Annotated in this window: 18 protein-coding genes; 3 read left to right on the top strand and 15 right to left on the bottom strand. The window is 67.0% G+C overall.

The features are described 5' to 3' along the window. Positions 1-23: 23 nt before the first annotated feature. A complete protein-coding gene (locus N7L95_RS15070; RefSeq protein WP_301256065.1) occupies positions 24-983 on the bottom strand; it encodes a TerC family protein in 960 nt (319 codons plus the stop codon). 275 nt (positions 984-1258) lie between these two features. On the opposite strand from N7L95_RS15070, the gene N7L95_RS15065 reads away from it, so the two are divergent. Together N7L95_RS15065 and N7L95_RS15060 are read left to right on the top strand one after the other, a co-directional pair. Beyond that, positions 1259-1645: a hypothetical protein gene (locus tag N7L95_RS15065; RefSeq protein WP_301256064.1), complete on the top strand. Its 387-nt coding sequence runs from the start codon at positions 1259-1261 to the stop codon at positions 1643-1645. 113 nt (positions 1646-1758) lie between these two features. After that, on the top strand, positions 1759-2118 hold the full coding sequence (locus N7L95_RS15060; protein ID WP_301256063.1) for a phage holin family protein: 360 nt from the start codon (positions 1759-1761) through the stop codon (positions 2116-2118). Positions 2119-2149: 31 nt separating this feature from the next. Here the strand turns inward: N7L95_RS15060 and N7L95_RS15055 are convergent, their stop codons facing one another. After that, complete coding sequence (locus N7L95_RS15055) at positions 2150-3718, bottom strand: M48 family metallopeptidase (protein ID WP_301256062.1); 1569 nt, start codon at positions 3716-3718, stop codon at positions 2150-2152. Between the two features lie 90 nt (positions 3719-3808). Between N7L95_RS15055 and moaC the strand changes: the two genes are divergently transcribed. Next, positions 3809-4342, top strand: coding sequence for a cyclic pyranopterin monophosphate synthase MoaC (gene moaC, locus N7L95_RS15050; RefSeq protein ID WP_301256061.1), 534 nt, complete (start codon positions 3809-3811; stop codon positions 4340-4342). Here moaC and N7L95_RS15045 read toward each other — a convergent pair. The 13 genes from N7L95_RS15045 to sucC form a co-directional block, all read right to left on the bottom strand. Further along, a complete protein-coding gene (locus N7L95_RS15045; protein WP_301256060.1) occupies positions 4323-6086 on the bottom strand; it encodes a PglL family O-oligosaccharyltransferase in 1764 nt (587 codons plus the stop codon). The two genes, moaC and N7L95_RS15045, sit on opposite strands and share 20 nt — an antisense overlap. Positions 6087-6144: 58 nt before the next feature. After that, entirely contained in the window at positions 6145-7644 is a 1500-nt protein-coding gene (locus N7L95_RS15040) for a spermidine synthase (protein WP_301256059.1), read from the bottom strand. 5 nt (positions 7645-7649) lie between these two features. After that, the gene (locus N7L95_RS15035; RefSeq protein ID WP_301256057.1) at positions 7650-8267 is read right to left on the bottom strand and encodes a spermidine synthase family protein; all 618 of its coding nucleotides are present in this window, start codon (positions 8265-8267) and stop codon (positions 7650-7652) included. Then, the gene (locus N7L95_RS15030; protein WP_301256056.1) at positions 8222-9964 is read right to left on the bottom strand and encodes a phosphoethanolamine transferase; all 1743 of its coding nucleotides are present in this window, start codon (positions 9962-9964) and stop codon (positions 8222-8224) included. Before N7L95_RS15030 ends, N7L95_RS15035 begins: the two co-directional genes overlap by 46 nt. Before the next feature lie 132 nt (positions 9965-10096). Further along, positions 10097-10624 carry a pilin gene (locus N7L95_RS15025; RefSeq protein WP_301256055.1) on the bottom strand — a complete coding sequence of 176 codons (528 nt, stop codon included), beginning with the start codon at positions 10622-10624 and terminating at the stop codon, positions 10097-10099. 180 nt (positions 10625-10804) lie between these two features. Further along, complete coding sequence (locus N7L95_RS15020) at positions 10805-11566, bottom strand: MBL fold metallo-hydrolase (protein WP_301256054.1); 762 nt, start codon at positions 11564-11566, stop codon at positions 10805-10807. Between the two features lie 35 nt (positions 11567-11601). Continuing rightward, positions 11602-13851 (bottom strand): CHASE2 domain-containing protein, encoded by a 2250-nt coding sequence (locus N7L95_RS15015; RefSeq protein WP_301256053.1) that lies wholly within the window; start codon positions 13849-13851, stop codon positions 11602-11604. A gap of 121 nt (positions 13852-13972) precedes the next feature. Further along, positions 13973-14650 carry an FHA domain-containing protein gene (locus N7L95_RS15010; RefSeq protein WP_301256052.1) on the bottom strand — a complete coding sequence of 226 codons (678 nt, stop codon included), beginning with the start codon at positions 14648-14650 and terminating at the stop codon, positions 13973-13975. A gap of 45 nt (positions 14651-14695) precedes the next feature. Continuing rightward, positions 14696-15478, bottom strand: coding sequence for a Stp1/IreP family PP2C-type Ser/Thr phosphatase (locus tag N7L95_RS15005; protein ID WP_301260160.1), 783 nt, complete (start codon positions 15476-15478; stop codon positions 14696-14698). A gap of 24 nt (positions 15479-15502) precedes the next feature. Further along, the gene (locus tag N7L95_RS15000; protein WP_301256051.1) at positions 15503-18241 is read right to left on the bottom strand and encodes a CHASE2 domain-containing serine/threonine-protein kinase; all 2739 of its coding nucleotides are present in this window, start codon (positions 18239-18241) and stop codon (positions 15503-15505) included. A gap of 168 nt (positions 18242-18409) precedes the next feature. Beyond that, the gene (locus N7L95_RS14995) at positions 18410-19132 is read right to left on the bottom strand and encodes a TerC family protein (RefSeq protein ID WP_301256050.1); all 723 of its coding nucleotides are present in this window, start codon (positions 19130-19132) and stop codon (positions 18410-18412) included. Positions 19133-19319: 187 nt separating this feature from the next. Beyond that, on the bottom strand, positions 19320-20213 hold the full coding sequence (gene sucD / locus N7L95_RS14990; RefSeq protein ID WP_301256049.1) for a succinate--CoA ligase subunit alpha: 894 nt from the start codon (positions 20211-20213) through the stop codon (positions 19320-19322). Between the two features lie 18 nt (positions 20214-20231). Beyond that, positions 20232-21392, bottom strand: coding sequence for an ADP-forming succinate--CoA ligase subunit beta (gene sucC / locus N7L95_RS14985; protein WP_301256048.1), 1161 nt, complete (start codon positions 21390-21392; stop codon positions 20232-20234).

Genomic DNA, 21392 nt, shown 5'->3' with positions numbered 1-21392 from the left:
GCCTCAGCCGTGCGGCGCCGTGCTCAGCGGCTCTGCGGCAGCCGCGGCGCCGTCTTCAGGCTCCAGACCATGGTCACCGCCAGGATCGCCACCACCACGCCGAGCGACACCAGCACCGGGATCTTGTAGATGTCGATCAGCAGCATCTTCACGCCGATGAAGGACAGGATCACCGCCAGGCCGTAGCTGAGCAGGTGGAACTTCGCCGCCATCGCCGCCAGCAGGAAGTACATCGCCCGCAGGCCGAGGATGGCGAAGATGTTGGAGGTCAGCACGATGAAGGGATCGGTCGTGATTGCAAAGATCGCCGGGATCGAGTCCACCGCGAAGATCACGTCGATCACACCCACCAGCAGCACCACCAGCAGGAGCGGCGTGGCCAGCCGGCGGCCCTGCTCGACCGTGAAGAACTTCTCGCCGTCGAAGCCCTGGGAGACCGGCACCAGGCGGCGCAGCAGCTTCAGCGCCGGGTTGCTCTCCAGGTCGGGCTCCTGCCCCGAAGCCCACCACATCTTGATGCCGGTGATCAGCAGGAAGGCGCCGAAGACATACAGCAGCCAGTGGAACTCGCTGATCAGCCAACTGCCCAGCAGGATCATCACCGTGCGCAGCACGATCGCGCCAATGATGCCCATCATCAGCACCCGCTTCTGGAAGGCGGGCGGCACGCCGAAGTAGGTGAAGATCATCAGGAACACGAAGATGTTGTCCACCGCCAGCGACTTCTCGATGAGGTAGCCGGTGAGGAACTCCATCGCGCGGGTGTTGGCCATCGCGCTGCCGTGCTCCTGCTGCACGGCCCACCAGAACAGGCCGTTGAAGGCCAGGCTCAGGGCCACCCAGATCAGGGACCAGTGCAAGGCCTCCTTGACCGTGACTTCATGCGCGCCTTGCTTCCTGAGCACGACGAAGTCGACGAACAGGGCGGCCAGCACGGAGACGACAAAAAAAGCCCACAACCAGTTGGGCGCAATGGTGTCCATCGGGAACTCCGAAGATGGGTTGAACGATTGCGCCGAAAGGTCTTGCGGGGAAGCGGCGTCCTGCGGGACGGGCTTTTGCGGGACCCGGGCCCTCCAAGGCTGGAGAGACCGTATTGACGGGTGGCCGCCACGGCGGGGAACCGTGTGCTACTCCCCTTTCGACAGCCCGGATTCTCGCGGCTGTCATGAACACTTGGCAAGTCAGGGGGCATTCGGTGCTGCGCGCTCTTCGCACGGCAGACTGTCTCCCCTGGCCAGCTCAAGAAGGGGCAGACATGAAAACGATCGTCGTGTTGGTGGACGACGCGGCTCACGCACAGAGGCACCTGGCGACCCGGCTCGGTGAAGTGCGGGCCGCCCGCTGCCTGCTGGTGGCTTGCGCACCGCGGCTGACCCACCGGGCCTCGAAGTGGATGTCGCACGGGTCTCGCGAGCATTGGCGCAGCAAGTGGGCCGGCCGGCTGTTCGCGCAAATCCAGCCCTGGCTCGCCGAGCAGGGCGTGGAGGCCGAGCCGCAGGTGGCCAAGGGTCCGCTGCAGGAGCTGATGGACACGCTGCAGCCCGATCACCTCATCGATGTGCGCCGACCCAAGCTGGACGAGTCGCGCGGGCCGCTCGGCCCGCCGCGTCCGCAGGTGCACGCCACCGGCTTGAACACCTAGGCCGCACGACCGGTCTTTCGACGCAGCACCCACGCCCGCGAACCGCCGCCGCCCGTCTGCGAGGGCGGCCGGTGCGCCGGGCGCTGCAGAGGGGCGATGCTATCCTGCAGGCCATGAAAATCCTGGCACGTTGGTTCCTGCTGGCCGCCGCCTTGCTGCTGGTGACCCAGATCTACCCGGGCGTTGAAGTGCGCAGCTTTGGCTCGGCCTTGCTGGCGGCCTTGGTGCTGGGCCTGCTGAATGCGGTGGTGAGGCCGGTGCTGACGCTGCTCACCTTGCCCATCACGCTGGTGACGCTCGGGCTGTTCCTGTTCGTCATCAATGCGTTGATGTTCTACTTTGCCGCCAAGCTGCTTGACGGCATGAACGTCGCCGGCTTCGGCGCGGCCCTGATCGGCTCCATCCTGTACACCGTGCTCGGCATCGTGATCGAGGCCGCCATCGAGCACCTCTTCGACCGCAAGGGGCGCTGAGGCTGCGCCCCGCGCGGGGCCGCTGTTCGGGTCAGCTGCCCGCTTCTTCCCGGATGCGCTGGCGCCACTGCCCTTCGAGCTGGCGCAGCCGTGCATCGATCACCGAGGCTTCGATGAAGTCGCCGCTCTGCCCCGGTTCGCGGGCCAGCTTCTGTGCGGCCTTCAGCCGGTCGATGGCACCCTGCACGTCGCCCACCGAGTAGCGGGCCTCGGCCTGCGCCTGCACCGCCCGCAAGGGCTTGCCGTTGCGCTCCCACGCCAGCGCGAGCAGGTCCCAGGCCTGGGTGTCGCCGCTGTGCGTGGCGACCCAGGTCTGCAGTTCGTCGGCGGCGCGTCGCGTAGCGGCCGCACTGGCACCCGGCGCCAGGCCGGCACGGGCGGCGAGCAGTTCGCTGGCGCGCGAGCCGTCACCGCGCCAGGGCGCGAGCGCCGCTTCGGCCCGCGCACCGTCGCCGCGGGCCAGCCACAGTTCGGTGCGCAGGTAGGCGAGGCTGCGTACCGCACGGCCGTCGCCCTTCACCAGCGGCTCGGCACGCGCCAGCGCCGCTTCGGCGGTGGGCCAGTCGCGCAGCAGCAGGGCGGCCTGGGCCCGGGTGGCTTCAGCCAGCAGGCGCTCGGCTGGCCGCGCCTCGGCAGCGGCGTCGGAGCTGCGCAGCCATTGCCGCAGGACGTCGGGGCGCGAGTCCATCTGCACCCGGGCGCGGGCTTGCATCAGCGCATGCTCGAGCAACCCGCGCGAGGGCCCGCCGGCGGCCGCATTGCCGCGCGCGCGGGCCTCGCCAATGCGCTCGCTGGTCAGCGGGTGGGTGCGCAGATAGGGGTAGGCGCCACTGTCGTTGAGGCGCGAGCTCTGTTGCAGGCGCTCGAACATCGCCGCCATGCCGGCCGGCGAGAAGCCGCCCTGCTCCAGCACGCCGAAGCCGATGCGGTCGGCCTCACGCTCCATGTCGCGTGAGAAGTTGAGCTGGCCCTGCAAGGCGACCGCCTGGCCGCCGGTGACCAGCGCATTGGCCGCTTCCGGGCTGCGGCTGGCCGCCAGCATGCCGACGATCATGGAGGCCAGCGCCACCAGCGACTGCTGCTTGCTCTTGGCCAGGCTGCGGGCGATGTGGCGTTGCGTCACGTGGGACAGCTCGTGCGCCAGCACCGAGGCCAGCTCGTCGCGGGTGCCGGTGGTGGCGATCAGCCCCAGATGCACGCCGACATAGCCGCCCGGCAGCGCGAAGGCGTTCACGGTCTTGTCGCGCACGAGGAAGGACTGCCAGGCAAAACGGTCGTCGAGCTCCGAGGACAACTCGCCGCGGGCGCGCGCGGCGCTCAACAGCGGCTGCCACAGCGACTGCAGGTAGTCGCCCAGCAGTGCATCGTCGAAGTAGAGCGGGTCGGGCCGGATCTCGCTCATGATGCGGTCGCCCAGCTGGCGCTCGGCCGCCACGCTGAACTCGCCGGACACGCTGTCGCCGAGTGCCGGGAGGTTGTTCTGCGCCCGGGCGACGGGCGTGAGGGGCGGCACCGCGGCGCCGAGCAGGGCCAGGCTGAGCGCAAGCGGCAGCCAGCGGCGCTGGCCGGGGCGGCGGAGGGCGAAGGACGGTGTGGACAAGGGGTCTTCCTGTTGGACCGAAGCTCCTTGGAGCCGGTACGGCGCCGGGCGTTCAATCGGGCTGGCCGTGCCCGCTATGATGCCAAAGCCATGAACGACACCGCTTCACCGGCCGCCAGCGGCCTCACTCACTTCGATGCCCACGGCCAGGCCCACATGGTGGACGTGGCCGCCAAGGACGTCACGCACCGCGTTGCGCTCGCGCACGGCTACATCGAGATGGAGCCGGCCACCCTGCAGCTGATCGCGACCGGCAGCGCGAAGAAGGGCGACGTGCTCGGCATCGCGCGCATCGCCGCCATCCAGGCCGCCAAGCGCACCGCCGACCTGATCCCGCTGTGCCATCCGCTGCCGCTCACGCGGGTGGCGGTGCACTTCGAGCTGGAGGCCGCCGCGTCGCGGGTGGAATGCCGTGCGCAGGTGGAGACGCTGGGCCGCACCGGCGTGGAGATGGAGGCGCTCACCGCCGTGCAGGTGGGCCTGCTCACCATCTACGACATGTGCAAGGCCGTGGACCGGGGCATGACGATCACCGGCGTGCGCGTGCTCGAGAAGCACGGCGGCAAGTCCGGCAGCTACCTGGCCGACACGCCGGCCGCGGACCCTACTTCCCCAGGTCCTTGAGCCCCAGGCGGGACGGCCGCGTCTCGCACTGGAAGGGCGGCGCCTCGCCGGCCGCTGGGGGCGTGTCGCAAGGCGCGAAAAACACCTGGCCCAGCGGATGCCGGAACTCGCGCAGGCGCTGCGCGACATAGATCGCCTTCTCGGTTTCGCCCCGCTCGTGCAGGGCTCGCGCATAGGCGATCATCAGCCGGGCATCGATCAACTGGTGCAGGGGGCGCTGGAAGGTGCCCAGCATGCTGCCCGGCCGATCGGTCGTGGTCACCGCGGCATAGTCGGCATGGTGGCCGAACAACACGCTGCGCTGGCCGTCGCGGATGCGTTCCGACAGCGGCTGCTGCCCGGCCTCGCCATGCGGCGAGAAGATCTGCACGATGCGCTGGTAGTCCCATACCGCATACAGCGCGGTGGCCACCGTCAGCAGGGCCACCGTCTCGACGGCAGTGCGCAGCCCGCGCGGCAGCCCGGACGCCGGCCGGCTCTCGGCCGGCCTGCCCAGGCCCAGGTACAGCCCGAAGGCGAGCGCGGTGGGCAGCAGGAAGTAGGGATACCAGAGCGGGTACTCGAGCAGGCTGTGCAGCGCCACCATCACCAGCAGGGCCAGCAGCACCCGGGAGGCCAGTGCTGCGTGGTCATCGGCCTGCCGCCACCCATGGCGGGCCCGCCAGGTGGCCCAGCACACGCCGCCGACGATGGCCATGGCGGCTGGCAGCCCGAGTTCAACGGCCAGCTGCAGCAGCACGTTGTGGGTGTGGTCGAAGAAGGCGATCGGCCGGTCCGGGAAGGGCGTCAGCGTCCAGGCGTAGTTGAAGTTGTTCCAGCCGACGCCGGTCCAGGGATGTTGGGCGATGAGGTCCAGCGTGTTCTTCCAGATCGCAAAGCGCGAGCTGCTGATGTCGCTGTTGGAGGCCAGCCGCGCCTCGGCGAAGTAGCGTACGCCGGCCATCTCGCTCCAGACATGCACCGCGGCGGTCCAGGCCAGCGCGGCGGGCACCGTGGCCAGCAGCATCACCCGCAGGCGGCGTGGCAGGCGGCGGTCCAGCAGCGCCCAGGCGGCCAGCAGCACCAGCATCAGCAAGCCGGTGCGCGAGCTGCTCAGCACGATGCCCAGCACCAGCAGCGCCTGCAGCGTGAGCAAGGCCGGCAGCTCCCAGCCCCGGCGGTGGCCCAGCCACACCAAGCTGCACAGGCCGAGCGCCAGCAAGGTCGAGAGGTGGTTGGGCTGCCGCAGGTTGCCGACCGCCCGGCCGGCGGTGGCCGAGGTGGCCACCAGCCAGGTGGGCAGGCCCTGCACGTCCGCGTACTGCAGGGCGCCGATCAACAGGCCCACGAGGCCCGCGGCCAGCCAGGCGCCGGCGATGCCGTCCAGGGCTTCGGCGTAGCGCTGGCTGCGGCCCCAGTGGTCAGCCATCACGGCGAGCGAGAACGCCACGCTCACCACACCCAGCGCCGCCAGGTTGCGGCCTCCGTGCAGCACCGATGCCACCAGGGCACCGATGAGCAACAGCGCACCGAGCACCGGCACCCGCAGGCCGGCGGACGAAGGGAAAGGGCGGGAGGGAACGCCGTGGTCGGCCTGCGAGGCAGGCAGGCGCACGGCCATCCAGTAGAGCAACACGCCGGCAGCCAGCACGCAGGCCGCCGTGTTGTAGAACACCGTGACCGGTGGCCGGGAGACCGCGATGCAGGTGGGCAGCGCGATGAACAGCCACCAGGGCCAGGACGTCTTGAGGCGAGAGGCTTGCACGGCGCGAATTGTGCACGAGGCGGCGGCGCGCTCGCCTCATGCTGGCCCGGAGGCGAGGCTAGAGGCCGCGGCCGTAGCGGTACTCGGTGATCATGTTCTGGTCGGTGATGACTTCAGGCTGCCGCTCGGCGGACTGGCGGTAGGTTTGCAGCGTGAGGAAGGGCTTGCCGAGGCGCTCGTGGATCATGGCCTGCGTCTCGGCGCTGCCGTCGAACAGGCGGTGGCCATCGCGCTGCATCGCGGCAATGCGGTTTTCGGCGGCGGCTTTCTCGGCGCGGAAGTCATGCTCCGCTGCATAGACGAAGTTGGACCAGCGATAGGCATGCGGGAACACGGCGCCGGCGGTGGCCCAGGCATCGACCGAGCCGGTCGTGTTGAAGGCGAAGACGCCACCGGGGGCCAGGTGGGCGCGCGCCAGGGCCATGAACTCCTGCGACAGCAGGTTGGTGATGTAGCCGCGCCAGTGGAAGCTGGTGTTCATCACGATGAGGTCGTACTTCTCGGCCGGATGCCGGCGCAGCCAGCGGCGGCCGTCGTCGATGACGATGTGGACCTTCGGGTCCTGCAGGATGGGTCGCACCTCGGGGTACTGGCTGATGAGCTGCAGGTAGCCGGGGTTGATCTCCACCGCATCCAGCCGCTCCAGGCTGGGGATGCCGGCCAGCACCCGGGTCCAGGCGCCGGTGCTGAGGCCGATCACCAGCACGCGCTTGGGAGCGGGATGCAGCCCGGCCACCAGGTAGACGCGGTCGATCATGTTGCTGTTGATCGCCAGGTCGGTGTTGGTGCGGCCGTCATAGACATTGCCGCCATACACGACGTCGCCCTTCGTGCCACCGTCGACCGAATGGACGATGCCATGGCGCGTTTCCACCACATGGCGAATGCGGGCCGGGTCGACGTCGGCGGCATGCACCACCAGGCGAGGGTCCCTGGGATCGGTGTGCCAAGCCATGGTGGCGGCCACCGCCAGCAGGGCGAGTGACCCGGCCATGCGCCGGCCGGCGAGCGCGAGCGAGGCGAGCAGCAGCCCGCCGATGCCGACCAGCTGGAAGGCCGCGGTGAGCGAGACATGGTCCAGCAGCACGAAGCCAGTCAAGACCGGCCCAAGCGTGGAGCCGAGGATGTTGCAGAGGTAGACCCGCGAGATCGAACGCCCCATGGCCCCGCCGCCGGCCTGCGAGCCGACATGGTGGGCGATGGGGAAGACGGCGCCCTTGAGTGCGGCCGAGGCCAGCACCAGCACCGTCAGCAGCGGCTTGGCAAAGCCGCTGTCCGCCACTCCGGCGAGCAGCTGCGGCAGTGCCAGGTCGAGCGCCGCCGACGCGGCGAGCACGATGCCGGCCCACGCCAGAGGGCGGCCGGTGGCGCAGGCACGCTTGCCGGCGGTGGCGCCCACCGCGATGCCGAGCAGGAAGAGTCCGAGCACGAAGGCGAAGGCCTGCGGCGCGCCGTGGAAGAGGAAGTCCGCAAAACGCACCCACAGGATTTCCTGGCTCAGGCTCAGGAAACCCACGCCGAAGGACAGCGCGAGGGCCTGCTTCTTGTTCATGCTCATGGCAGTCAGGCCTTGCGCTGCAGGCGGAGGGCGGCCAGCAGGGCCACGCCGAGGTTGATGCTGGCCGCCAGGTAGATGGCGCCGTTGAGCGGCAGGTAGGCAAACAGCACGAAGGCCAGCGCGAACACGCCCACGCCGGCGCCCAGGGTATTGGCCGCGTAGAGGTGGCCGGTGGCACGGCCGACGCTGCTCCAACCGCGGGCGACGTGGGCGATCAGGATGGGCAGCGTCGCGCCCATCAGCGAGGCCGGCACCAGCACGACCAGGAAGTTGGCCGCCGCCACCACTGGCAGCGAGGCGCCGACGAACTGGTCGCCGGCCGCATGGATGACCCGTGGGCTGACCAAACCGAACAGCCCGATGCCCGCTTCGGCGCCAGCGAACAGCGCCAGGGTGCGTCCGGGCCAGCGATCAGCCAGCCAGCCGCCGGCCAGGGCACCGCAGCCCAGGCCGAGCATGAAGGCCGAGACGACGATGGTGACCGATTCGAGGTCGACGCCGAAGGCGGCGAACAGCAGCCGCTGCCAGGCCACCTGGTAGAGCAGCCCGGCGCTGCCGGACGCAAAAAACAGCGCCGTCAGGAACCGGACGGGCGTTTTTTCGGGCGCTTGAGCATCTTGCATACGGGTTCGATCTCGGCTTCGTCGAAATTCACCTGGGCCTGCGTCCATCGGGGCTGGAACTTCCATTCGGCGGAGAACAGGCTGCGGCTGCGGTTTTCACCCGGGTAGGTGATGGCCGCGGCGTCGAGCAGGGAGTGGAAGATGTCGGAGGTGGACGTGGGGGCAGCGGCGTGGGCGCGGATCTGGGCAGCCTTCTCAGGGAAGGCTTGAGTGTAGGCTGGGGTGTTCCACCAGAGAGCGGCGACGCGGTGGTCGTAGACGGAGTGGTGGCCGTGGCCGGATCTCGGGCAATCGCCATCGAACAGGTTTTCACCGTGGTCCGCAACGTAAAGTACCCCACCCCGGACATGGCGGCGCTCGACTTGACTAATCACTTCAGCCAGCAAGTGATCGGTGTAGAGGATACTGTTGTCGTAGCTGTTATTTAATTCCCGCTTAAGGCCTCCGTTTCGCATACTGACGTTTTGCATACCCTTCGTCGAGGGCTTGAAGTGGTCGAACTCGCCCGGATAACGGTCTCCGTAGTTGAAGTGGCTGCCCAAGGTATGTAGAACGATAAGGACCTTGGACTCGTTGCGGTTCAGTGTCTCAGATAGTGGCACGAGCAGTGCTCCATCGTAAACGCCTGCATGCCCATAGCTCGTCGGATTGAGATACCTCACTTCGTCTGCTTCTGAGGCATGCAATGCAATAGAGCTGTCGTGCTTGCCGAGAGGGCTTTGGGTCGAGAACCAATAGGTTTTAAAGCCTGCCTCTTTGAAGGCCGAAACGAGCGATCGTTCTACAAATCGATCATTGGTACTCGCCGCTGGCTTTCGGCTGACGATGATCGGAACCGACATGCGCGTGTAAGCCCAGGGACTGACAATGTCCTGGAAGCTCACAATGTCCGCAAGACCACGAAGTCGCGGGTTGGTTGGGCGCTCATAACCGTTGAGTTGCCAACGGTCTGGTCGGCTCGTTTCGCCGATGACAAGAATGTAGATTTGGCGAGCCTCTGCTTGGGAGGCGTCTTGGCGGGCTCCGAAGCGAAAACTAGCTGTTGCTTGCAGCGCGTCTTCAAGAATTCTCTTCTGCTGCAGGTAGTTGGCCCATCGAACCGGTACGCCTAGCGGGTAAGACGGTTCGTAGCGGTCAAATCCATGGAAATTGTCCTTCTCTTGCCAAAGAGCGGTTGAGGTCAACGACGCAAAGTCGGCTGCTTCGACCTGCGGAGTAAGCACCGGGGTCCCTATTAGTGTTCCAATGCTGCTGGCGAGGAGCCAGTAGCGCGTTCTGCCGGTCCAGGCAGTGGCGGATCTGTAGAACGACCTTATCGTCCATGCCGCAACGAGGCAGACGGTCAAGGCAATAGCAAGGAGCATTACCGTCATGCCACCGAGATACGCGCTTGCTTCTGCTAGGTCAGTCTCAGCGACGACGCCAAATATGTGAGCATCGGTCGGTTGTCCATACTCGAAAACGTAGTGTGCCTCCAGCGGTGCAAGTAGGGCCCACGGGGTAAGCAGCATGAGCCCTATCCATATCCGCGAAGACAGGGAGAGCAGAAGCGCCAGCAAGGCGATCGCAGGAAGGAGTCCTTGTCTCAGCCCCTCGACGGTGTCTATGCGGCCGAGTGCCAAAACGATATTTGGAGCAAGGATAACAATAAGGAGGATGACCGCCCCTCCAATCGCCCAAGGCCGAGGATATTGCATGACGAAAGACTTGAGGCTAGATGCCCGCAATCAGATTCTTCCGAGGAGGATAGGTCTCAGTGCTTCGCAGATGCGAAAAGAGGGCCTCGAGAGGCCCTCTTTCAACTCATTGCGTAAATGCTATAAATGCGCTTACTGCGAACCGGAAGCGGAAGCTGCGGTATTGCGGCAGTTGGCGGGGACATATTTAGCATTGTCGGCCTTATCAACGGCACACGACCAAGTGATCGCACCTTCCGGAACCTTGTTATCCTCGCCGCCGAGCGGGTTGCCGTTCGCCGAGGGCGTCAAGGTCAGCTTGACGCTCTTCGCCACGTCGTTATAGACGATCTCGATCTCACCGGTGGTAGGGTCGATGCCCAGATCCTTGACGATGGCGGTGCCATCCTTCTTGGTAACGTTCGGGCTGCCCTTACCCTCGCCCAGCGGCGTCCAGCCGTTCGCCAGATCTTCCATGCCGTTCGACGCATTCTCAGCCACCACGGTCTTCGCTGCCGAAGCCAGCACCAGGCCTTCCGAGACCTTGGAGCGAACCACGTAGTCCTGGTACGCCGGGATGGCCACTGCAGCCAGGATACCAATGATCGCCACGACGATCATCAGTTCGATCAGGGTGAAACCGCGTTGAGCTGCGCGCTTCATCGACTTCATCTGCTTCATGATTACTCCTTCAGGTGTTTGGGGAAGCGCTTTTCTCAATGCAGTTGGTGTGCCAGGGGGTTACAGCCCCTGCAACGTGATTTCTTGCACGTTTGGCGCCCGGCCTGGTCTCACAGCAGGGACGGGACTGGTCATCCGGGGCATGACGATGACAAATATCGTCACATTGAGCCGCCCATTTCAGACCTCGAAGCACTGGCCCGCTTCCAGGTACGCCACTTGATGGCCAGACGGAATGGCCCGGGTCTGCTCCGAGATGCAGTGCATCTCGCCCGGCTTGGTGTGCGTGATGAAGACCGGCACCTCCGGTCGCAGGCTGCCGAGCTCCGCCGCCAACAGGGTCGGCGACAGGTGCTTGCTGACGCGGGCCAGTTCCTGTTCGCTGTCGCTGAAGGCGGTCTCGATCACCAGCATCGCGATGCGGCGCTCGGCGAGCAGTGGCCACAGTGCCGGGTTGGGCCCGGTGTCGCCGGTGTAGACCCACCAGCCCGTGGCACCTTCGGCGGCATAGCCGCAGGCCGGCACCGTGTGCTCGGCCGGCAGCACCTCCAGCCGCTTGCCGGCGATGTCGAGTTGCTGGCCGACGGCCACCGCCTCGAAGCGCAACGCCGGCCGCTCGGGTGATGGCAGCCGGGTGAAATCGGGCCAGATCACGCCGTTCAGCACATGTTTGCGCAGTGCCTCTATCGTTTGCGGCAAGGCATACACAGTGATGGGCGCCTGCCGCCGCTTCATCACCGCATCCGCCAGCAGCGGAATCGACACGATGTGGTCGAGGTGCGAATGGCTGACCACGATGTGGTCGATGCGGGCCAGCTCGTCCAGCGTGAGGTCGCCGACGCCGGTGCCGGCGTCGACGAGCAAATCATCGTCGAGCAGGAAGGAGGTGGTCCGGCAGCCTGCTGCGATCGCTCCCGAGCAACCCAATACCCGGACTTTCATCCGCAGGGACTTTCCTAAGAGAGAGAACTGTTGGTCTATTTGGCGTCGATGGTGAAGGCACCATCCCAGCCGGCCGCGGGCGGATGCTTGCGCAAGTGCGCCACGCGGTAGGCAAACAGACTGTACAGCTGCTTGACAGGATTCAAGCGTTGCAAATTCAACAGTTGGACGTCGGCCTGGTCCCAATCCTGCGCGCGGTAGGCTTTCAGTGCCAAATGCCACGTCACCAGTTCGCTGGCCAGCGCCGGATCCTCGCTGGCCTCCGCCGGCAGCGGCGCATACAGGGTCAGCGGCCGCTCGCGGCCCTTGACGCGAACACGGTCGATTTCCTGCCATTTCAGATGGTTGGCAGCATCGCGCGTGCCTTCGCCGGCCAGCACTGGCAGCCCATAGCTGCGCGCCAACGATTCAATGCGTGCGGCCAGCGTCACGTTCTCGCCCAGCACCGTGTAGCTGCGCTGCAGCTCCGAGCCCATGTCGCCGACCCACATCATGCCGGTGTTCAGGCCGATGCCCATCGTGATCTCGGGCAAGCCCCGGGCGCGCAGCGACTCGTTCAGCGGACCGAGCGCCTGCACCATCGCTTGCGCCGCCGCCACCGCCTGCTCGGCATGCCGTGGCGAGTGCACCGGTGCTCCCCAGAACGCCAGGAGTGCGTCGCCGACGTATTTGTCCAGCGTGCCGCCGTGCTGCTGCAGCACCGCCGTCATGCAGGAAAAGAAGCGGCTGACCCATTCCCGCACCTGTTCCGCCGTCATCGAGGCCGACAGCTGGGTGAAATGGCGCAGGTCGCAGACCATCACCGTCAATGGCAGGCTGGCGGCCTCCATCGCCTGGTGCTGCGGATCTCGTGCCATCTCGTCCACCAGCCGCGGCGGCACCTGGCTGCCAAAAAGGCGTTGCAGCGCCCGCCGGGGCCGGCCCTCGAAGCCATGGCTCCAGCCCATCTGCAGCACGAAGAGCAACGCCGCGAGGCACAGCAGCGAGGCCAGCGGCATCACCAGGTGCTGGCTCAGGTAGAGCCAGGAGTCGAGCGCCACGAGCAGGGCCACGACGGCCGCCACCGCCAGGGTGGCCGGCCCGGGTGGCAGGCGGCTGAGCAGCCAGGTCACCACCCCGCCCACCAGCAGCAGCATGAGCACTTCATAGCCGAGCGCGTAGTCGGGCCGCACCAGCAGCGCGCCGTCCAGCAGGCCCGACAGCAAGTTGGCGTGCGCTTCCACACCGGGATAGGCCGTTCCCACCGGCGTCACCCGCAGGTCGTACATGCCGGGGGCGGTGGTGCCCACCAGCACGATCTTGTCCTTCAGCTGCCCCGCCGGCAGCCGGCCCTGCAGCAGTTCGGAGGCCGAGACGTAGCGGAAGGACCCGCCCTGCGGGCCGCCCCGGCCACGGTAAGGCACCAATGCCGCCACGCGGGCGTCGACCGGAATCTCCACCAGCCGGCCCGGCTGGCGCAGCTGCAGGCTTTCAAGGCCCTGGTAGTTGCGCGGCAGCCAGCTTTCCTGTGGCAGCCCCGGCAGCACCTGGGGCTGCCCCAGCAGGTGCCGGAACATGGCCAGTGCCAGGGATTCGTAGTAGCGGCCTTCATGCTCCGCCACCAGCGGCACCGAACGGACCACGCCGTCGCCGTCGTGCACCGAGTTGAAGAAGCCGGCGATCGGCGCCGCCTCGGCCAGCCGGGGCAGGTTGGCGCCATAGCCATCCCATTGGGTGAAGCGCACCGGCCGGCCACCCAGCGCGCTGCGCTCCATCACCGGCGCCGGCAGCTGCCCGTGCTTGCGGCCGTTGCGGTCGCCGGTGAAGTAGTAACCGAGCACCACCGGCCTGCCGCGCAGCGCGTCGGCAAAGCGGGCGTCGTAGTCCAGCGAGCTGCGCAGCCGTTGCAGCGTTGCCTGGAACTGCGGCTGGTCCTTCAGCTCGCCAGCGGCCAGGCCTTCCAGCTGCGGCAGGCCCGAACTCAGGTCGGGTTCGGCGAAGACAATGTCAAAGCCCAGCAGCCGCACCTGCTGGCGCTCGGTGAGCTCGTTCGCGAGCTCGGCCAGGCGCAGGCGGTTCCAGGGCCAGCGGCCGATGTCGGCCAGGCTTTTCTCGTCGATGTCGACGATCACGATGCGATCGTCCAGCGTCCCCGGCATCGTCGTGCGCAGCCGGGTGTCGTAGATGAAGTCGTCGAGTTGCCGCAGCAGGGGCAGCGACAGGACACCGCTGGCGTGCAGCAGCATCAGCAGCAGGGCCAGTGCCGCGATGGCAAGGCGGGGCCAGGGTAGGGTGGGAGGCGGCACGGCGTACTCGGCTCAGGGGGCGAGCCAGGCGGCAGGCCGCCGCAGGCCGGCACGGAAGCGGGGCGGCGGCAACGGGCGCATCGCCGGCCGGGCTGCGCGGGCGGTCAGCGGGGAAGGTTCATCAGGACTGCACGAACTGCATCTGCGTGCCGGCCAGCTCGATGACGTCGCCGTTCTTCAAGTGCAGCGGCTCATTGCCCACCGGGCTGCCGTTGACGGTGGGCTTCATGGCCCCTTCGACGTGGGCGAACACGTAGCCGCCCGGGCGCTTGGTGATCGAAGCCACCTGCACGCCCGGCTTGCCGACGGTGGTGACGACCTTGGTCAGGCTCACCTCGCGGCCGGCCGCCGCGCCGTTGAGCACCTTGATCGAAGCGGCCGGCACCGGCGACGGCCCGAGGCCGCCGAAATTGGTGGCCGGCCCCATCGGCGAGGCGCTGGCCGGCGCGCCCATCGGCGTGCCCGGCGCGCTGCCCGGCTTCATCACCATGGTCTTCTCGTAGTCGGCGACCTCGTCCGTGATGAACTTGATCTTGTACTTGCCGATCTCGACCGTGTCGTTGTGGGTGAGCAGCTGCTTCTTGATGGCCTTGCCGTTGATGTAGGTGCCGTTGGTGCTGTTCAGGTCTTCGATGAAGACGTCCTGCCCCACCATCTGCAGCACGGCGTGCTCGCCGCTCACCGCCAGGTTGTCGATGACGATGTCGTTGTAGGGACGTCGCCCGAGGGTGGTCTTGTCCTTGGTGAGCTGAACTTCCTTGATCACCACCCCGTCGAGCGATACAACCAGTTTCCCCATGCTAGACCTCTTTGGATATGTCTTGTGACGCTGCTCGACTTGGCATCAGCGTCTGAACGGCCACCATGAGCGGCCGGTCGTTGCGGTCCCCTGGGCACGCACGAGCACTACGGCGATATTATCCCGTCCGCCTGCGGCGTTGGCGGACGCCACAAGGCCCGCCCCCGCTTCCCGCAAGTCGTTGGTGCTTTGCAACACGGCGGCGATCTGGTCGTCGCTGATCATGTCGGACAGTCCGTCCGAGCACAAAAGAATGACATCCCCGGACAGCAAGTCGTGCAGGTGGGTTTCCAGCAGCACGCTGTCCTCCACGCCGACCGCCCGGGTCACCAGGTTCTTGTTCGACGAATAGGCCGCCTGCTCGGGCGTGATGAGCCCGGCATCGATCTGCTCCTGCAGCAGCGAATGGTCCTTGGTGATTTGCGTGAGCCGCCCATTGCGGAAGCGGTAGCCGCGCGAATCGCCGATATGGCCCATCAGCAGCCGGTTCTCGCGGCAGACCGCCAGCACCAGCGTGGTGCCCATGCCGGAATATTGCGGATTGGAATTGGCGGCGTTGAAGATTGCCCGGTTGGCATTCTCGACGCAGATGTCCATCGCGCGACGCACATCGGTGTCGCTCGCGTTGCCGGCAGCCTCGGTGAGCCAGCGGCCCAGCTCGGACTTGATGAAGGCGGTGGCCATGCCGCTGGCGATTTCGCCTGCGTTGTAGCCGCCCATGCCGTCGGCCAGCACGGCCAGGCCGGCTTCTTCGTCGACTGCTACCGAGTCTTCGTTGTTGTCGCGGGCGCGACCCGGGTCGGTCAGACTGAAGAACTCGAAAGACATCGCGGCATAACTCAAGGCCGGCACCTATTGTTGGGATTTCGACGCTGGGGGGCTCGCCGGGTGGGCCGGATTGTGCCGCGGATCGGCGCCCGGGACGTGAGCGAGGCCCCCCCGGTCCTGGGGGTTCAGGCGCACGGTCGGATCTTCGCCCGGCGCATGCCAGGCGGGACGCGGCGCGGCCTGGGCCTGCGCGATGGCGTCGGCCACCGCAGTGGCCGGCAGCACATGGGTCGCCCCATCGTCTGCCGGGCCGGCTGTCACCGGCACCGGGCCCAGCGTGGCGGCCACCTTCAGCAGGTCGGCCGCCAGTTGCTGGCCGTCGGCATATCGCACTTCGGGCCGTTTCTCCATCGCGAGCGCCACGATATTGGCGAGCGCCTCCGACAACCCGGGCCGCACGCTGCGGATATCCGGCGTCGGCTCGTTGGCGATCTTATACATCAGCTCCGCCATCGACTCGCCGCGGAACGGCAATTGCCCGGTCAGTAACTGAAACAGGGTGACGCCGAGCGAATACAGGTCGCTGCGGCCGTCGATCTTCTTGCCGGCCATCTGCTCCGGCGACATGAAGGACGGCGTGCCCAGCACCATGCCCGTCTTCGTGCGCGAGGCATCGGTGACCCGGGCGATGCCGAAGTCGGTCACCTTCACTGCGTCGCTGGCCGGGTCGTACATGATGTTGGCCGGCTTGATGTCGCGGTGCACCACGCCCTGGCTGTGCGCATAGGACAGCGCCTGGGCCACCCTCGCGACGATGGACAGCACCTGCTGCACCGGCAGCAGGGCGTTGGGCTGGCAGCTGGCGACCAGGTCGCGGCCGCGCAGGAACTCCATCGCGATGTAGGCCAGGTCGTGTTCCTCGCCGGCGTCGAAGATCGTGACGATGTTGGGGTGTTGCAGCCGCCCGGCCGTCTCGGCCTCGCGGAAGAAGCGCTGGCGAGCGTCGTCCAGCTCGGCACCTTCGAATTCCTGGCTCAGCGCCAAGGTCTTGATGGCCACCATGCGGCCGATCTTCGGGTCCTTGCCGAGGTAGACCACCCCCATCGCGCCCTTGCCCAGCTCTTTCTCGATGCGGTAGCGGCCGAGCATCGGCTTCTCGACCTGGCCGTCGGCCAGCAGCACGGTGGCGCCGGTGGAGGTGCCTGCGCCGAGCAGGACCGACTCGGACAGGTTGCGGGCGCGCACCAGCTTGATCTCCAGGTCCTTGTACTTGCGGTCGTAGCTGGCCATGTGCTCGTAGACCGCCTGAGCCTTGTTGAACTGGCGCTTGCGCTCGAAGTCCAGTGCGAGGCTGTAGAGGTTGTCCATCACCGGTGGCGCCAGCGGCACGCGGCGGAACTTGTCGAAGGCCATGTCGAGCTGGCCCTGGCCCTGCAAGGCCAGGCCCAGCATGCGGTTGGTCTCGGCGCCTTCTTCATCGGACTTCAGCTTGCCCGCCTCCGTCACCAGGAAGCGCTTGGTCGTGAGCAGCAGGTGGCCGATCAGCAGCAGTGTGGCGGGCAACACCAGCTTCAGCCACACGGCCGAGCCGCTGAGCAACAACACCTCGGCCGCCAGCAGCGCCACCAGCAGCGCCACCGTGGCGGCTGCTGCAACGCCAGCGGACAGGCGCGGCAGCGCCGCCACGAGGTACAGGGCCACCAGCAGCACCGCGCCGAGGGACACCGCATGCGCCCAGCCCGGCAAGGTCACGAAGTGCTCGGACAGGATGCTCGAGGTGATGTGCGCCATCGTCTCCACCGGCATCGTGGCGGCCGACACCGGGGTGGACAGCTGGGTGCCGACCCCGGCCGCGGTGGCCCCGATCAGCACGATCTTGCCGGCGTACTTCGAAGCGGGGATCTTGTCCGCCAGCACGTCGTAGAAGGAGTCGACCCGGAAGGCCGGCTGCCCGCCCCGGTTGGCATAGAAATGCGGCCGCATCAGGGCCGCGCCGTCGGTGATGATGCGCAGGCGTCCGAGCTCGACCGTGTCACCGTTGGTGCGGATGTCCTTCGCGCCGAGGTTGAGGCTGTGGGCTGCCGCAAGCAGCGGCAGCGAAGGCACGGCCCGGCCGTGGTAGTCGATCAGCAGCGCGTCGCGGCGCACCGTGCCGTCGGCGTCCTGCACCTGGCGCAGGTGGCCGGTGCCGGCCGCCTTGCCGCCCAACATGTCCAGCGGCTGCTGGGTGGCGTCGGCGGTCAGCAGCGAGGCGCCAGCCGCTTCGATGGTGCTGGCGAGCGCAAACGGGGGCAACGGCCGGTCGGGTCGGCCCAGCGGGATGCCCAGATGCAGATCGGAAGCCAGCAGCACATTGCCGGCCTTGCCGAGGCTGGCGGCCAGCCGGGTGTCGGTGTCCAGCGCCTGCTCGGCCTGCTGGATGAGGCGGTTGGCGGCGGAGTTGCCGGCGCTGGCCGGGTCGTTGCCCAGCAGCTCCTTGAGTTGGCGGATGTAGCCGAGGCCGCGGTCCTGCTGGGGTTCGAAGAAGAAGGCGGTGTGGACGATCGTCTTGGCGCCAGCGGCGGCAAGCTTGTCGATCAGCTGGGCGTGGACGTCGCGCGACCAGGGCCAGCGGCCGATGTTGGCGACGCTCTGGTCGTCGATGGCGATCACCGCGATGCGGTCGGAGGGCTGCCGGGCGGCGCTTTCCATGCCGAAGTCATAGTAGCGGCGCTCTATCCCTTCGATCAGGTCGGTGCCGGCATGCAGGACCAGGACGCCGAGCACCACGCAGACGCCGACGAACCAGTCGGCCCGCCAGACGCTCCCCTTCCTCTTGCTCATTGCTTTCTCGTGCCTTCGCGCTGCCGCCCTTGGAGTGTGCTGGCACGTTAGCAGAGCCCCCATGCCAACACAAGAAGGGCCTCAGATGACTGAGGCCCTGGCTCTGGGTGCAAGTCTAGCGGGAAGCGGTCTGCCCGGCGTCCCCTGTCGGGGGGACGCCGAAGACGCTCAAACGGCCGCGTCCGACGGGGCGGGCCGGCGCGACGCCATCCATTTCCCGATGGCCAGCACGAACAGCGCGCCGACGATGCCGCAGGCGTACTTGACGGTCGAGCTGTCTTGCGGGACCTGCGGCAAGTAGGTGGCCACCGCCGGATCGGTGAGGGCCATGGTGCCGGCGATCCAGCCGAGCAGCATGGCACCCAGCGTGATGATCACCGGGAAGCGGTCCATCAGCTTGATGACCAGCTGGCTGCCCCAGACGATGATCGGGATGCTGACCAGCAGGCCGAAGATCACCAGCGGCATCTTGTGGCCACCGCCGGCCGATTCGGCCGCGCCGGCAATGGCGATCACGTTGTCGAGGCTCATCACGAAGTCGGCCACGATGACGGTCTTCACCGCTGCCCACAGCTTGTCGCTCGCCTGGATGTTGCCGTGCTCGTCGTCGTCCTCGGGCGCCAGCAGCTTGGTGCCGATCCACAGCAGCAGCAGGGCGCCGACGATCTTCAGGAAGGAGACCTTCAGCAGCGTCAGGGCGAACAGGATCAGGATCACCCGCAGGCCGATCGCGCCGGCCGTGCCCCAGAGGATGCCGAGGCGGCGTTGCGCATCCGGGAGCTTGCGGCAGGCGAGCGCGATGACCACCGCGTTGTCGCCGCCGAGCAGGATGTCGATCATGATGATCTGGCCCACGGCGAGCCAGAAGTCGGTCGTCATGAATTGCTCCATGTCGGGTCCTTCAGATGTGAGAAAACCAGGGCGTTGCCACCCGCGGGAAATGAGTGCGCCAGTTTAGGCGGCGGCCAGGCACCGCCCTTGCGAGGAACTACTTAGGGCTGACAGCGTATCGACAGCCGCGGGCAGCACCAAAGACAGAAGGCCGCAAGCGCGGCCTTCTTCAAGAGGAGGACTCAGCTCAGAGCACGCTCTTGAGCAGCTTGCCCATCTCGGACGGGTTGCGGGTGACCTTGAAGCCGCACTCTTCCATGATGGCAAGCTTGGCGTCCGCCGTGTCGGCGCCGCCGGAGATCAGCGCGCCGGCATGGCCCATGCGCTTGCCGGCCGGTGCCGTGACACCGGCGATGAAGCCGACCACCGGCTTCTTCATGTGGTCCTTGCACCAGCGGGCCGCCTCGGCTTCGTCGGGGCCGCCGATCTCGCCGATCATGATGACCGCATCGGTTTCCGGATCGTCGTTGAACATGCGCATCACGTCGATGTGCTTGAGGCCGTTGATCGGGTCGCCGCCGATGCCGACCGCCGAGCTCTGGCCCAGGCCCAGCTCGGTCAGCTGTGCCACGGCTTCGTAGGTCAGCGTGCCGGAACGCGATACCACGCCGATGCGGCCCTTGCGGTGGATGTGGCCGGGCATGATGCCGATCTTGATCTCGTCCGGCGTGATCAGGCCGGGGCAGTTCGGGCCCAGCAGCAGCGTCTGCTTGCCGCCGGCCGCGACCTTGGCCTTCATCTTGTTGCGCACTTCCAGCATGTCGCGCACGGGGATGCCTTCGGTGATGCAGATCGCCAGGTCCAGGTCGGCTTCCACCGCTTCCCAGATCGCGGCGGCGGCGCCCGCCGGCGGCACGTAGATCACCGACACGGTAGCGCCGGTGGCCTTGGCGGCTTCGGTCACGTTCGCGTAGATGGGGATGCCTTCGAAGTCCTCGCCGGCCTTCTTCGGGTTCACGCCAGCCACGAAGCAGTTCTGGCCGTTCGCGTAGTCGCGGCACATGCGGGTGTGGAACTGCCCGGTCTTGCCCGTGATGCCCTGGGTGATGACCTTGGTGTCCTTGTTGATCAGGATGCTCATATCGATTCCTTCGGGCGATTACTTCACTTCGGCCACGACTTTTTGCGCGGCTTCGGCCATGGTGTCGGCGCTGATGATGGGCAGGCCCGACTCGGCCAGCATCTTCTTGCCCAGGTCTTCGTTGGTGCCCTTCATGCGCACCACCAGCGGCACCTTCAGGCCCACCGCGCGGCTGGCGGTGATGACGCCATCGGCGATCACGTCGCAACGCATGATGCCGCCGAAGATGTTGACCAGGATGGCCTTCACGTTCGGGTTCTTCAGCATGATCTTGAAGGCCTCGGTGACCTTCTCGGCGGTGGCGCCGCCGCCGACATCCAGGAAGTTGGCCGGCTCACCGCCGAACAGCTTGATGGTGTCCATGGTGGCCATGGCCAGGCCCGCGCCATTGACCAGGCAGCCGATGTTGCCGTCGAGCTGGATGTACGCCAGGTCGAACTTGGAGGCTTCGATCTCGGCCGGGTCTTCCTCGTCGAGGTCGCGGTAGGCGACGATCTCGGGATGGCGGAACAGGGCGTTGGCGTCGAAGTTGAACTTGGCGTCCAGGGCCTTGATGTTGCCGTTGCCTTCCAGGATCAGCGGGTTGATCTCGGCCAGGCTGGCGTCGGTGGCCATGTAGCACTCATACAGCTTCTTGAACACGTCCACCGCCTGGGCGGTGGAGGCGTCCGGCACGCCGATGCCCTTGGCCAGCTCGGTGGCCTGCGCGTCGGTCAGGCCAACGGCCGGGTCGACGAAGACCTTGATGATCTTCTCGGGCGTGGCGTGGGCCACTTCCTCGATGTCCATGCCGCCTTCGCTGGAGGCCATCATCGCCACGCGCTGCGTGCCGCGGTCGGTCACGGCGGCAACGTAGTATTCCTTCTTGATGTCGGCGCCTTCCTCGATCATCAGGCGGCGCACCTTCTGGCCCTCGGGGCCGGTCTGGTGGGTCTTGAGCTGCATGCCGAGGATTTGCTCGGACAGGCTCTTCACCTCATCCAGCGAACGGGCCAGCTTGACGCCGCCGCCCTTGCCGCGGCCGCCCGCATGGATCTGGGCCTTGACGACCCACACCGGGCCACCCAGCTTCTGGGCCGCTTCGATGGCTTCCTGCACGGTGAAGGCGGGGTAGCCGCGCGGCACCGGCACACCGAAATTGCGCAAGATCTCCTTGCCTTGGTACTCATGGATCTTCAT

The sequence above is a fragment of the Eleftheria terrae genome (assembly GCF_030419005.1).
Classification (GTDB): domain Bacteria; phylum Pseudomonadota; class Gammaproteobacteria; order Burkholderiales; family Burkholderiaceae_C; genus Caldimonas; species Caldimonas terrae.
Note: the sequence above shows the minus strand (reverse complement) of the source record. Positions and strands in the feature narration are given on the sequence as shown.